Source organism: Vibrio sp. 2092, from assembly GCF_033339635.1.
In the GTDB taxonomy this organism is placed as follows: Bacteria; Pseudomonadota; Gammaproteobacteria; order Enterobacterales; family Vibrionaceae; genus Vibrio; species Vibrio alginolyticus.
In genome coordinates this window covers 80,922-95,064 of the sequence record NZ_JAWOUY010000013.1, presented here as the reverse complement: position 1 = coordinate 95,064, position 14,143 = coordinate 80,922, and the positions used below count along the sequence as shown (strand labels likewise).

The window sequence follows — 14,143 nt, the reverse complement described above, 5'->3', positions numbered from 1 at the left end:
GAGAGCAAAATATGACCAATAACATCACTCCTATTCATGAGTACAAAAAATACTGGGCAGAGTGTTTTGGTACGGCACCTTTCTTGCCGACCAGTCGCAAAGAAATGGATGCCCTAGGATGGGATAGCTGTGACATTATCATTGTAACCGGTGACGCTTATGTGGATCACCCAAGCTTTGGTATGGCTATCATTGGCCGCCTGCTAGAAGCACAAGGTTTCCGTGTCGGTATCATTGCTCAACCAGAATGGCAAAATAAAGATGCGTTCATGCAACTTGGTAAGCCAAATCTGTTCTTCGGGATCACTGCGGGTAACATGGACTCCATGATCAACCGTTACACCGCGGATAAAAAGCTTCGTCACGATGACGCGTACACACCGAATAACGAAGGTGGTAAACGCCCAGACCGAGCAACGTTGGTTTACTCTCAACGTTGTCGTGAGGCATACAAAGAAGTACCTATTGTTTTAGGTGGTATCGAAGCTAGCCTACGCCGTGTGGCACACTACGATTACTGGTCAGATAAAGTTCGCCGTTCTGTACTGTTTGATGCAAAAGCAGACATCCTACTTTTTGGTAACGCAGAGCGCGCACTTGTCGAAGTAGCACATCGCATCGCAAACGGCGAAGACATCAGCACCATGACCAATATTCGTGGTACTGCCGTGAACTTGCCAGCGGCGCCAGAAGGCTACACGGTTATTGATTCTTCTCGCATTGAAAAACCTCGTAAAGAAGCGTTCGTACCAAAGAACCCATACGAAGTAGAAACTCAGTGTGAAACTAAAAAAGACGAGCCAGTTGCACAACCAATCACAATTCGCCCATCACGCCACGATGCTGCGACGACTGCGGTCCGTTTACCTTCGTTTGAAAAGCTAAGAAACGATCGCATTCTTTATGCGCATGCAAGCCGTGTACTGCATTTAGAAACGAACCCGTACTCTGGTCGAGCGTTACTTCAAAGCCATGGTGATCGTGAACTTTGGGTAAACCAAGCTCCAATTCCATTGACGACCGAAGAGATGGACTTTGTGTTTGGCCTGCCTTACGCGCGTGTTCCTCATCCTATGTACGGCAAAGCAAAAATTCCTGCGTACGACATGATCAAGACGTCTGTGAACATCATGCGTGGTTGCTTTGGTGGCTGTTCTTTCTGTTCGATTACCGAGCATGAAGGTCGAATCATTCAAAACCGTTCGAAAGAGTCTATCATCAACGAGATTGAAGAAATTCGCGACAAAGTTCCGGGCTTTACCGGCACAATTTCCGATCTTGGTGGCCCGACTGCAAACATGTACCGCCTGGGCTGTAAAGATCCAAAAGCGGAAGCGAACTGTCGTCGTCCTTCTTGTGTATTCCCGGGCATCTGTAACAAGCTAAACACAGACCACAAACACACGATCGATTTATACCGCGAAGCGCGTAAAGTTGAAGGCGTGAAGAAAGTGATGGTTGCATCTGGCGTACGTTACGACCTTGCGATTGAATCACCAGAATACGTGAAAGAGCTCGTGACTCACCACGTAGGCGGTTACTTAAAGATTGCACCGGAACATACTGAGAAAGGTCCTCTTGATCTGATGATGAAGCCAGGCATGGGTACGTACGATCGCTTTAAAGAGATGTTCGAGAAATACAGTGCAGAAGCAGGCAAGAAGCAGTACTTAATCCCTTATTTTATCTCTGCGCACCCAGGCACAGAAGACGAAGACATGCTGAACCTTGCTCTGTGGCTGAAAAAGAACAACTTCGAATGTGACCAAGTACAAAACTTCTACCCTTCGCCAATGTGTAACGCAACGTCGATGTACTACTCAGAGACAAACCCTCTGAAACGCGTGAAGTACAAAAAACGTGAAGATGTACCTGTAGCAAAAGGTGAACGTCAACGTCGCCTGCATAAAGCGCTGTTGCGTTATCACGATCCAGCAAACTGGCCAATGATCCGTGAAGCCCTAGTCAGTATGGGTAAAAAACATTTGATCGGTGACAAACAAGGCTGTCTCGTTCCTGCAGAAGACATTGAAGCACAAACACCAGCGCAACGTCGTAAATCTGGTCGTCACGGGGCAAACCGCTTTGCAACCAAACATACCAAAAACCAACCAGGCTTCGGTGGTCATTTGAACAAACGTTCTGAAGGCGGTTCAAAAGATGGTAAACCATCTGGCAACCGTAACGGTTCGGGTAAAGCTACAGGTGGTCAACGCCCTGCAAGCAACGGCCAACGTCCTAGCGGCAACGGTGCAAACCGCCCTGCAGGTAGCAAGCCGCAAGGCCAAGGTCGCCCACAAGGACAAGGCAAACCAGCTGGTCAACGTAAACCAAAGCGTCGCTAACTCTTTAGCACTTAAATACTAGAAAGGGCTCCAGAGGTAACTCTGGAGCCCTTTTGTTTTGTCGGCTCATTGAGGCATCACTCACAACTCAAACTTTGATTCAATCAATACAAAAAATGGTAAACACCAACCAACTTATTGGAAAAACAAACAATTATTTGATTGACGCAAAACCATAAAAATCTAACTCATTGATTTTTAATCACTTTATTTTGGTGCGATATTTGCGTAACAGAGTAAAACTCTTAAACATGGGCTAACGATGAATAATCCACTTCCCCCAAAAACTTCTATGTTCTGGTATGACAACAGCTATACCTATGAGGAGGCCGTTCAGGCATTTGAAAGCGATGGTACACTGAAATCGCTGAATATCGTTCCAACCACGGAATCCGATGATCTTGCTGGCTCCCCCCCAGAGCGCAGTATGTTTTGGGAGGGAGAAACAAAAAAAATCGATCCGCCACCGCCGTCTGAACCAGAACCTCTCAATTTAAAAACTGAGAAAGAAGCAACGGAAGCATCACCTGCGCACTTTATCCCAGTCCGCTATGCCATCGATCAGCTAGAAACAGAAGAGACACAACCTTTTGGTTTGCCTGAAGAATGGAAAGGCCAAGGCCCAGCCAAACTCAATACCGTTGGTTACACCCTGCGTCAACTGCGCGACGGTTGGCTGTATGTCTATGATGCAATCAACAAAAGCTTAGACGAATACGAAATCAAAGGAACGCAATTCACGCTCTATAAGTTGGGAGAATCAGAAAGCCCAAAATCAGAGCAGCGTGGGACACCACAAGATGCAAAACCCTTCCTTACTTACATCAACGGAAGCGTACTATCGATTTGCTTCTCTGAGCACCGGTGGACATGGCACACGTTCATGCGCGTACTTAACAATCCGAGTAATCATATCGATCGCATGCAAACCATTGTTCTGTCCTCAAACGAGAATCAGCACAACATTGCACCAATAGATAAGTTAACCCAAGTCGCTGATATTGAATCTTCTGCCGTCGATGATGGTCGCTTTGCGGATTCTGGCATCGCCACCAAAGCAGATGAAGATGGTTCTGTCTTTAAACCTGTCGCAGTCAAAAGCGATTTAACCTCTGCGATTCCAGAAGAAGAATCAGGCTACTTCGTCGCGATAAAAGATTACGCCGCAGACATTCAAGATATGTCACTGCATTTTGTTGGTGCCGCAAGCCCTTACCGCCTTTTCACTGACCAGTTTTCAAACCAGTGGAACTTGATGCAGACCGCCATGCAACTGTGTATGTTTGGTGCAAGTGACGAGATAGACATGCCAGCTAGCGTTAAGCGTAACGGCGAAGAGCTGTCGTTTTATACCGACATGGCTGACTATTATGACTCTTCTCACCAACTTGATTTGGCAGAGCAGAACAAAAGCTCAGTTCAGTCCGGCTATCCTGCTAAATTTTCCGCTGGAGCGATTGAATCACACCAACATACCCAAAGTGACATTGCTAAAGCGATACAGGACAAATATCGAATTTCTGCGAGCCGTTTTGGTAAATACGAACAATGGATAGCGACTGAACGCTGGCGTCAGCAGCTCAACTGGAAGCAAATGCTGAGCGAGATGCAAGAGCTGTCAGAACAAAAAGAAACCATGCTAGCCCAAGTGGTTTCGGTCAAACGCGACTTTATCGCAGTAATGGAGTCCTTAACACCTCATCATCTTGAGAGAACCTTCGACCTATACAGCGAAGACACGCAGTACAGCTTGTATCAACTGCACAAGCAAGCGGTTGAGTCATTTACTTTGGTGATGCAAGAAGAAGACCGCCAATGGGCAGAAAGCCAATGGGAGAAACCAACCAGTTTACTAGCTCTCTATGCCTCTGGGTTTAGTCGTAGTTTATTTAAAGTGATGGAGAAGAATATTACTGAGGCGCAGAATGAACAGTCGATCGTCTCAGACAATCCTGAACCTGATAATCAGTTGATGGACCAGATATCTGATACCAGCAACCGCGTGAATATGTACTCTAAGATCATGGACTTTGTTTCCAACCCAAACACTGCGGAAACAGCCTTTCTCAAAGATATCGCCAAAGGTTTCCAAGAGCTGGATATTATTTTTAAATCTGCAATAGGTGCGCTTGCAAAAGGCGTTGTAGAGTTTGGTGTTAGCATGACCTCACAAGTATCAATTTCGCTGATGCCTGTTTTCGCTAAACCTCTGAACCGTCATAGCTATTATTTATTTGCCGTTATTGCAGAACATATGGCACACAATATGCCCGTAACAATAAAAGAAGGTTACGCTCACGATTTTAAAAAATGGAAAACACGCGTAAGTGATTATCTGATTAAGCTCGAAAAAAACGATGCAATCATTGCTGACTTCCAGAAAAATAACCGCAAAGCTGACTCTAAATACACAACAGCTTTAAAAAATAAAAAGACTATTAAGAAGGCTCTCGCTGTAGCTACATTGGAGTACCCGCAGTACATTGAGTTACCTGATGATCTACCTCAAAGAACCATCGAGCTTAGAACGCGGATCGTGATGAATAAGCTCAATGATTTGAATAAACTGTTCGAGAATGCCGGTGGTCTAGGCTTTCTGGCATTAGTATTTAACTGCATCGCGCTTGGTGATGCCATGAGCAGTATCCAAGACACTGGATTAATGTCCTCAGATGAATTTTTGGATATCCAACAAAAGCTTTTTTATACAGTCAACGCTTGGACGGGTATTCGCACCGGTAAACTTTGGGACAACGTAAGAGTAGATAAAACGCTACGAGCACGTTCTTTATCTGCCCTAAAAGAAATGGCGAAACGTGATACCACAATACCTATTTCTTCTTTGAGTGATCTTAAAATTTTCAACAAATGGCTTGCGGTAACAGGAATAATAGGTGCTTTAGCTTCAGGGATAGAAGCTTACCGGTCGTTACAACAACTTGATAGTTTGAATGGCACTGCAAAAATTGCGGGATACTTCAACTTTTCTTCTTTAGTTGGACTTACAGCAGTAGGGACCTTTCAAGCTGTAGGAGGAATAACTGGCGTATGGTCAGCAAACGTTCTTTTCGGTGGGCCAATCATGTTTGTCATTATGGGGCTAACTGCAATTTACCTTTTGAGCAACTATGTAATGAGCAAGTTCAAACAAGACGATTTTCAAAAATGGTTAGATAAATTACCGTGGGGATATAATTCCGCCAGAGCACAATGGAGTCAGTCTCCAGATCTGTTAGAACGAGAAAAACACAACTCTTCATTAGTACAAAAGGCACTATTTGATTTACAAACCATCATAGATAAACCATCAATCTACCAAGTGCCAATGATGCGGGTTGTTCCCAATTCATCAACGCAATACCCATCAGCAATGCAGGAGCTGTTTGGTATTGAGTTGCATATCCAAGTTCCTACCAAAATAGCAAGAGATGGAATTAAACTTCGGACAAATACTTCTGTAACTAAGGGAGAATTGATATCAGGAACTTGGTACACCGGAGTAGATCTAGAAACCTTGAATAGCCCGATGAACTCCGCAAACTCTCAAAGCGTGTATAAATTGAGTTTACCTATGAAAGACTCAGCTGACTATCTAGCATTTGAGATAGAATACATCCTCGATGATGAAAACGAATTAAGCCGTAAGTACTGGTTCCAAAATAATGCAAAACAGCGTGCAACTTATACGGCGATTTCAGACAATACTAAACAAGCAACGATCAGAAGTTCATTAACTTCAGATACTAGTGAACTTAGCTTACAGGAGTAACCCTTGGCTTATTTACCTTTTTACATCACGCCAGACGAGTTTTCGGCTTATCAAGAAGAACAAGAGCAACAAATTCTAAAAGGGAAAGAGCTCACAACCTGGCACAAGCACGATATTGAAGAGCCTTTTCGATACTTATACTTATCAATTGCTATAGCCGCAGTCAGCCCGTTATTTTTCCTGACCTACTTTCTCCACGATAGTAGTCAGATGCTCTTGACCTACATATTATCAGGCTTAACGATAATCATGTCCGGTGTTTCTTATCTTACATTTGGTTTAGACAATCGTTATGACTACACCATATCCGAGCAAGGCATGGTCTTGAGAAAGAGACGTGATCTCCCTACTTGGGTGAACTCAGCAGCGCAAGTGATGGGTTGGTTTGGAGCAGTAGTCTGCGTATTTATGGTAATCGCAGTAGGACCAATGGCTCTAGTCGGTGCTGGTGGATTTATTTTAGTTTCATTTCGCATGCTGAAGCGCCAACCTGAAGAAGAAACTGAAGTACGAGTGGGGCTTCGCAAAGATTCATTGTTTGCTCAATACAACAAACAGCGAAAACTCATTGTGATTTATCACAAATTTGACGACTGCTATTTCTTTGACATTGAGCATAAAGAAGTCAGTCGAAACCAAACTCGTGGTCGAAGTTATATATTTTGCAAAACTGAATCAGAAGTGAATTACTTGTTGAAGTTGTTAGTTAACAAGTGGAACATCGAATGCTCTGAAGAAAACAATATTAAACAGCTTTTCAATACAGACCTAATGTACGAAAAACTTCAAGATGTTCCAGTAAGAGGAACTAAATATCTACTAAGCGAAGTAGATAGCCTGAGAAATAAGAATGCCACATTACCCGAACTAAAATACTTGCGTGGTGACTTATGGCTAAGCGAAGCGGAAATCGACCAGCGCAAAGCAGAACTGAATACAACCAAGGAGTAACCCTTGGCATATTCACCATTTTACGTCACCCCAGAAGAATTAGCAGTTTATCAAGAAGCGCAAGAGCAAGAAATACTCGCAGGCGATAATGTCAGAACATGGCACAAGTATGATGTAGAGGAACCATTTCGCTATTACTTTAAACTTTTTGCGCTTCCCTTTGTGATCGCCCCATTCCTATTAACTTTGTTTATACACACGAGTGACACGGTTGGCGTAACTATTTTTTCTTTTATTTTATCGGTGATGGTGTCTGGTGCCTTTTACCTTACGATTGGCCTCGACTATCGCTATGACTATATTTTTTCTGACAAAGGCTTTGTGATGAAGAAACGTCGCAACATGCCTAAGTGGGTGAATACCGCCACGCAAGCCGTTGGCTGGATAGGTGCAGTGGTATGTGTGGTGATGGTAGCGATGGTTGGCCCGATGGCGTTAGTAGGTGCAGGTGCTTTTATATTAGTCTCCTTTAAAATGCTTAAACGCCAACCAGATGAACCAACAGAAGTGAGAATCGGAGAGCGTGAGGATTGGCTGTTTGCGGACTACAATAAAAAAAGGAAAGTGATCCAGTTCTATTTTAAGCATGACATATGCAGATATCGAGATACTGCTCATAAGACTATCTTTCGCTCACAAGATAGATCAGATTGTTATGTTTTCTTTAAAACTGAAGCGGATTTAGAATCCATGGTCACACAACTGTCAGAGGTCTACAAACTGGATTGTAAAGAGGTCGATGATCATAAAAAGCTGTTTGAAGCAAAGCCAGAATCAAGGCTCTTTAGTATTCCAGTTTGTAGTAGAGAATATCAAACCGAAGAGGTATTTGATTTAAGGGCGTCAAATGCCCCACTTCCTGAGCGTGAATACCTTTACAACGGCAAGTGGCAAACGGAATCTGAAATCGAACAATCAAAATCTGAACTAACGGCAGCCAAGGTATAAACCTTGGCTTATTTACCTTTTTACATCCCCCATGAAAAGCTTTAGGTTTACTCTGATGTACAAAAAGAAAAATTGGTTCAAATAACGAATTTTTAACTCGAGGATAGGAGAGTAAGCCCGAACCTTTCTATCCTCTACTAAACACCCATTTTGCACTGAGTAAATAGTTACTCACCATGCCTGCCAATATGCCTAAGATCAAAGCCAAATAGACCATCACTCCTTGCGTTCCAAGCGCGAGCGTTACGCCTTTGAACACAATAAAATTCGGCAAAGCACTGATACAGGCACTCGCCATAAATTTTTGCCATTGAGCGAAAGGGTTGGGTTTTTCTGCTTGAGAGAAAGTCAGCCAGCGATTGCCAAGCCAAGTCGTGGTTGCTGCAAACAAAAATGCTATCCCACGAGCCAGCATCAACTCCAGACCAAACCAATGGAACAACACAGAAAAGATAAGAGTGTCGACCATAAAGCCGACACCACCTACCAGAGCAAACCTTGTTAACGAAGCAAACCTTTCTAAAGAAGCAAATCTTGGTAATTTGCACATTCCGTTACCCAACCACACAGGTGTAGAGTGAGCGTTTCGGTTTTGCTGTGAACTCGTTGGTACAACTCAACGCATTTTCATGAATCATGCTATCCACTTGCTGCGATTTACCAATCAGGTGGAATTTCTTCAGATTGTTTAAGTCATTCTTATCTTCAAGCTTTTTCGCCTGACCATGACTATAGAACTGGCCTGAGAACGGGCGCTTACCAATGTAGAAGACTGGAGCGTTGTCATTAATTTGCGCGAAGATGATGCGGTCGCTGCGGCTATCTGCTTTGCCCATATTCAAAACCAACATCGCAATCATAAGCAGCGCTGGCAACACCGCTGCCGTTCCGGTCAGCCATTTGAAATCGTGTTTATCCACCAGCATCGCAATCAAGATACCCAATGCAGGCACACCCGGTAGCACGTAAGCAGGCAAAATATTCCCAGCCATGGTGAACAAGATCATTGGGGAAATCAGCCAACACATCAGGAAGCTAAATAAACCTTGATGATCAGTTTCAATGGCTTTGAGCACCTTACGACGTTTCCACGCCAAGATAGGCAATACAATTGACCAAGGCGCAGCCGATTGCAGCCAGAATACCCAGATCATCCCACGTGGTTGATCATGAGCAGAGCCATACAGGTCCCCTTCCCAACCGCTGACAACAAAACGCTTAAAGTGCTCGCCAACAATGAAGTAATCAATAAATCCAGGCGTCGCCATTTCAGCCATGATGTACCACGGTAGAGCAATCGCCAGCATGAGCGCCAACCCCGACACAATTGGAAAACGCTGCCACAAGGCTTTGAAGGCACCAAAGAAACCATGCTGAATCACGAGCCAAGGAAATACTGCGATGCCCATGATCACGATCGCCACTGGACCTTTTGCTAACAGCCCGCAAGCCAAGCCAAAGAAACCGAGGTAACCCCACAATCGGCTGTGTTTGTCTTTACCAAGCCAGCAATAGTAAAAACCGACCATCGCCATGGTCATTGCCAACGTCAGTGCCATGTCTGTCATCACCGCGCCCGCCGCGATTGAAAAGATGCCACACGTCGCCAATACCAACGCTGCGATGACAGCATTAAAGCCTGCGCGATGCGCCATGAAAGCAACAAAAACAATTGTCGCAACCCCCGCCAACCAATGAGGTGCGCGCACTGCAAATTCATTCAATCCAAACAGCTCAATGCCATAAGCACTCATCCAAGTGAACAGGGGGGGCTTCCCCCAAAAAGGCACGCCGTAATCAAACTGTGGGGTAAGCCAATTGCCGGTTTCCACCATTAAGCGCGCCATTTCGCCGTAGCGGGCTTCTGTGGTGTCCATCAAAGGGTAAGCGGCAAGTGAAATAAGACGGAGTAAAAGAGCAAACGCCAACAACAACCACAGATGGGTTTTATTAATACTCATGATTACGCGGTTTCTCCCAGTTTAAACTTCATGGTTTGGATGGATTGATGTTTTGCAGGCTGCTCGTAAACAGACTGAACAAGATAAAGAGGACGTTGCTTGGTCTCGACAAAAATGCGGCCAATGTATTCACCCAAAAGGCCAATCGACAGCAGTTGCACACCGCCCAATGCAAGTTGGACGACCATCATGGATGGGTAACCAGTGACAGGCTCACCAAATACAACAGTTTTCATCACAATGAATGCGCCATAGATAAAGGCACTGAACGCCACTAACGCACCAGCAAGTGTCGCTAAGCGCAAGGGGCGAATGGAAAACGAGGTAATACCGTCCATTGCAAGGCCAATCAGCTTGAGGTAGTTCCATTTGGTTTCACCACAGAAACGAGCGTCGCGCTCAAACTGAACCGTCACTTGCTTGAAACCCGGCCAAGAGAAAATGCCTTTCATGTATCGGTTACGCTCTGGCAACGCATTGATGTGTTTAACCACTTTTGCGCTCAGTAGACGGAAATCGCCAACGTTCTCAGGCACATCCAATTTCGTCATGCTGTTAAGCACTTTGTAAAAGCAAGCGGCCGAGAAGCGTTTGAACCAAGTTTCGCCGTGGCGTTCGCTGCGCTGCATGTTCACTATGTCATACCCTTCACGCCATTTTGATACCATTTGCGGGATCAACTCCGGCGGGTCTTGCAAGTCAGCATCAATCACGATCACCGCTTCACCTTGACAGTGTTCCAGACCCGCACTCATGGCGGACTCTTTGCCAAAGTTACGGCTTAATGCAATACAACGAACATCGCTAGAAGATTGAGAAAAGTTTTGCGCGATCATTAGGCTGTCATCTTTGCTACCGTCGTCGACATAGACGATTTCGCAATGTTCAGGCATTTCATCCAAAACGGCGGCTAAACGACGATGAAATTCTAGCAAGACTTCTTGCTCGTTAAAGAATGGCACCACAACAGACAAAACTGTTTTAGGCTCAGTGTGTTGGCTCACCTTTGAAAAGGTTGCAGCGTGAATGTTGAAGGTTGACATGCTACTCTTCCACTAAATCCGATGAATAAATCCAGTCTACAAACATCAACGTGAAAGAGATGTTATTGACATCTTTTTCACGTCCTTAGTGAATAATGTTCGGTTAATACGAAATGTTATTTTCGAACACCTGCCCACTTGGAGAGAAATACATGAAACGCGTACTTTTAGTCGAAGATAATCGAGAAATCGCAGGCATGCTGTTCGATTATTTTGAGTGTGCAGGTATGGAACTCGATTATGCAGACAACGGCGAGCTCGGCTTGAAGCTGGCGATGGAAAACACCTTCGATATCATCTTGCTCGACCTCATGCTGCCACGCATGGATGGCCTGACCATGTGTAATAAACTTCGCGACGCGGGCAACAACACACCAGTGCTTATGCTGACTGCACTTGATAGCCGTGACGATATGCTCAAAGGCTTCCAACACGGTGCGGATGACTATCTGACCAAACCTTTCGACTTGGATATTCTAGAAGCGCGTATGATGGCGCTGATCCGACGTTACCGTGGTACTGTCGCGTCGAGTAAGTTGGAATACGGCGAAGTCTCTATCGACCAAAAAACGCGTAAAGCTTACCGCCAAGATAAACTGCTGGCGCTAAACCCCACCACTTACACCATTCTGGAAATGCTTGTGAAAAGCGCGCCAGACGTAGTAACACGTGAAGAAATCGCCTTCCAACTTTGGCAAGAGAACGAGCCGAACAACGACGTTCTGCGCAGCCACATTTACCAACTTCGCAACCAACTTGATAAGCCATTTGAACAGCATGTGCTTATCACCGTACCGAAAGTTGGCTTCCGCTTGGAGACTGGTGCATGATCAATCGCTTACTTGCTAGCACGCAAAGCACACAAAGTATGACAGGGCGACTCGCTCTGTTTTTCTCTTTTGTGTCGGTCGTGATTGGCATCTTCTGCTTTTTGTTGATTACCGGCTCCCTGCTTTGGTCTGAAGACCGCGTGGGCGAGCGTCGTATTATGGTCGACAAAAAAGAAGCGATTGAACATTTCCAGTCCCACCCAGAGCAAGGAAGTATTCAGCTTGATCTGCTCACCACCGCTTACAACGACATCTCACTGGTTGCCGAGCGCTACCAAAAATACCTGATTGGTCAAAAGCACTTTCTCGATGAAGTAGAAGACGGTGAATACTCGCGCATGGTTTACATGAGCACTTACACCTACAAAGGTGTTGAACATCCTGTGATTCTGGTTTCCTTGATTGATGAAATCGAGATCACCTCAGAGGAATTCATTCTCGTCGTCGCTATGGTGCTGTCCATTGTCGCCGTGCTGGTGTTCCTATTTGGTAGCCTGCTGCTGCGTTTGTCACAGCGCTTAATTGAACCCGTCAATGCGCTTAAAACCCAACTCGATCATCACCAAGGCGATGCCACGCAAACTTTTAGTGTGCCTGAAGGCTCTGCCAAAGAGTTCCAAACTCTTGCGGATGAGTTGAATGAGTACCGCCATAAAATCAATCAAGTAATTAAGCGTGAGCAAGCCTTTGCACGATACGCAAGCCATGAACTGCGTACGCCGTTAACCGTAATGAAAGGCTCAAGCAGCCTACTGGCGAGAAGTGCGAACACGGATTTTCAGACACGCCAAGTGAACCGAATTCAAGATGCAACGCAGCAGATGTCGACCATGGTGGATGCCCTACTCGGCTTAGTTCGTTACGAGCGTAATACAGATGATTCACCAGTACGCAGCATCACCGAAGAAGAACTCAACCAAATCATCTTCCAAAGCCAAGCTCAGGCGGATGAGAAAGCACTCAGCTTTGATGTACAGATCGACGGCAACCCAAGAACGCGCGCAACCAATGCCGTGTTGACCATTATTCTTGGCAACCTGATTCGCAACGGCATCGCCGCGACACCATCGGGATCAATTCATATCAATATGGATGAGAACACCATCTCGGTGCGTGATGAAGGCGAAGGCTTTTCGACCATTCCACATTCTGATGGGCACGGATTAGGTTTGATGATTGTGGATGATTTGTGCCAACGCTATGGCTGGCAATTTAAGATTGGTACACATCCAGAAGGTGGTTGTGAGGCGGTGATTGACCTCGCAACAGAACATCAGGAATAACCGAAATGGAAGTCCTGAAACCCAGACTTTTTATCTGGGTTTAATGGCGTTACACTACGCGCCCTTTATAAATGGCAAAGGTGACACGGTTTATTCCGTCAGCATCGACATGAAACTCTCAGAAAGTCCTATCACCCAACATAGCTTTAATGGGCGCAAATTTTTCCTTAAACGTGACGACATGCTCCACTCCCACTTTTCTGGGAACAAAGCACGTAAGTTTATGACGTTAATGGAAGAGCAAAATCCCGACATCACCACGTTAATAAGCTTTGGCTCCGCTCAATCTAATGCCATGTACTCGCTAGCGGCTCTCGCCCAGATTAAAGGTTGGGCATTTGAGTTTTATGTTCATCACATTCCATCTTGGCTAAAAAGCTCCCCCATCGGAAACTATCGCGGCGCTCTCGATTTAGGTATGAAAATCACCGCCATGCAAGACATCGGTAGCGAACTCCACCCTAGTGAATACGTCCACCAGGTACAAAGATTAGATGAGTCGACATTGCTTATTCCAGAGGGTGGACGTTCCCACCTCGCTGAAGCTGGCATCAAACAGTTAGCACGAGAAATTCTTGATTGGACGCGATTGAGAGGTAAAGAACAGTTTACCGTCGCCCTGCCATCAGGCACTGGCACGACCGCTTTATATCTTCATAAACATTTAAGCCCACACGGCATAGAAGTGCTAACTTGCCCTTGCGTAGGCGATGCAGATTACTTAACTGAGCAGTTCAACCAGCTCGGTGAAAACAGCCACCCAACCATTTTAACCGTGCGCAACAAACACCATTTTGGTCGCTTGTACGAAGAAGATTACATCACATGGAAAGCACTCTTTGAGCAAACCGACCTCGAATTTGACCTGTTATACGACCCGTATATGTGGCAATGCCTCACCCCTTGGTTGGAAGAGAACACAGATAAAACGGTGATTTATATTCACCAAGGCGGGTTACTTGGCAACGAGTCGATGTTGCCAAGATATCAACGAGAATTTGAATAGCGTGTTC

The 14,143-nt window shown here is 45.3% G+C and carries 10 protein-coding genes; 7 read left to right on the top strand and 3 right to left on the bottom strand.

The features are described from left to right. Nucleotides 1–11 precede the first annotated feature (11 nt). The 4 genes from R7P80_RS20045 (at nucleotide 12) to R7P80_RS20030 (ending at nucleotide 8,013) form a co-directional block, all read left to right on the top strand. Nucleotides 12–2,345, top strand: a complete 2,334-nt coding sequence (locus tag R7P80_RS20045) for a YgiQ family radical SAM protein (protein ID WP_064368606.1) — start codon at nucleotides 12–14, stop codon at nucleotides 2,343–2,345. 262 nt (nucleotides 2,346–2,607) lie between these two features. Then, nucleotides 2,608–6,114 carry a T6SS effector BTH_I2691 family protein gene (locus tag R7P80_RS20040; RefSeq protein WP_206970719.1) on the top strand — a complete coding sequence of 1,169 codons (3,507 nt, stop codon included), beginning with the start codon at nucleotides 2,608–2,610 and terminating at the stop codon, nucleotides 6,112–6,114. A gap of 3 nt (nucleotides 6,115–6,117) precedes the next feature. Further along, nucleotides 6,118–7,065: a hypothetical protein gene (locus tag R7P80_RS20035; protein WP_138940436.1), complete on the top strand. Its 948-nt coding sequence runs from the start codon at nucleotides 6,118–6,120 to the stop codon at nucleotides 7,063–7,065. 3 nt (nucleotides 7,066–7,068) lie between these two features. Next, nucleotides 7,069–8,013, top strand: coding sequence for a hypothetical protein (locus R7P80_RS20030; protein ID WP_206953372.1), 945 nt, complete (start codon nucleotides 7,069–7,071; stop codon nucleotides 8,011–8,013). 127 nt (nucleotides 8,014–8,140) lie between these two features. Here the strand turns inward: R7P80_RS20030 and R7P80_RS20025 are convergent, their stop codons facing one another. From R7P80_RS20025 to R7P80_RS20015, 3 genes are read right to left on the bottom strand one after another with little or no spacing between them, the layout of a single operon-like run. Then, nucleotides 8,141–8,563, bottom strand: coding sequence for a GtrA family protein (locus R7P80_RS20025; protein ID WP_132936817.1), 423 nt, complete (start codon nucleotides 8,561–8,563; stop codon nucleotides 8,141–8,143). 4 nt (nucleotides 8,564–8,567) lie between these two features. Continuing rightward, complete coding sequence (locus tag R7P80_RS20020; protein WP_225491868.1) at nucleotides 8,568–9,974, bottom strand: ArnT family glycosyltransferase; 1,407 nt, start codon at nucleotides 9,972–9,974, stop codon at nucleotides 8,568–8,570. Nucleotides 9,975–9,976: 2 nt separating this feature from the next. Then, the gene (locus tag R7P80_RS20015; RefSeq protein ID WP_225491867.1) at nucleotides 9,977–11,017 is read right to left on the bottom strand and encodes a glycosyltransferase family 2 protein; all 1,041 of its coding nucleotides are present in this window, start codon (nucleotides 11,015–11,017) and stop codon (nucleotides 9,977–9,979) included. A 152-nt stretch (nucleotides 11,018–11,169) separates the two neighbouring features. Between R7P80_RS20015 and R7P80_RS20010 the strand changes: the two genes are divergently transcribed. From R7P80_RS20010 to R7P80_RS20000, 3 genes are all read left to right on the top strand, one after another. Next, nucleotides 11,170–11,847 (top strand): response regulator transcription factor, encoded by a 678-nt coding sequence (locus R7P80_RS20010; protein WP_005389368.1) that lies wholly within the window; start codon nucleotides 11,170–11,172, stop codon nucleotides 11,845–11,847. After that, nucleotides 11,844–13,130: a sensor histidine kinase gene (locus R7P80_RS20005; RefSeq protein WP_225491866.1), complete on the top strand. Its 1,287-nt coding sequence runs from the start codon at nucleotides 11,844–11,846 to the stop codon at nucleotides 13,128–13,130. The genes R7P80_RS20010 and R7P80_RS20005 overlap by 4 nt, the downstream gene beginning before the upstream one ends. A gap of 109 nt (nucleotides 13,131–13,239) precedes the next feature. Continuing rightward, entirely contained in the window at nucleotides 13,240–14,136 is an 897-nt protein-coding gene (locus R7P80_RS20000; protein ID WP_225491877.1) for a 1-aminocyclopropane-1-carboxylate deaminase/D-cysteine desulfhydrase, read from the top strand. Nucleotides 14,137–14,143: the final 7 nt, after the last annotated feature.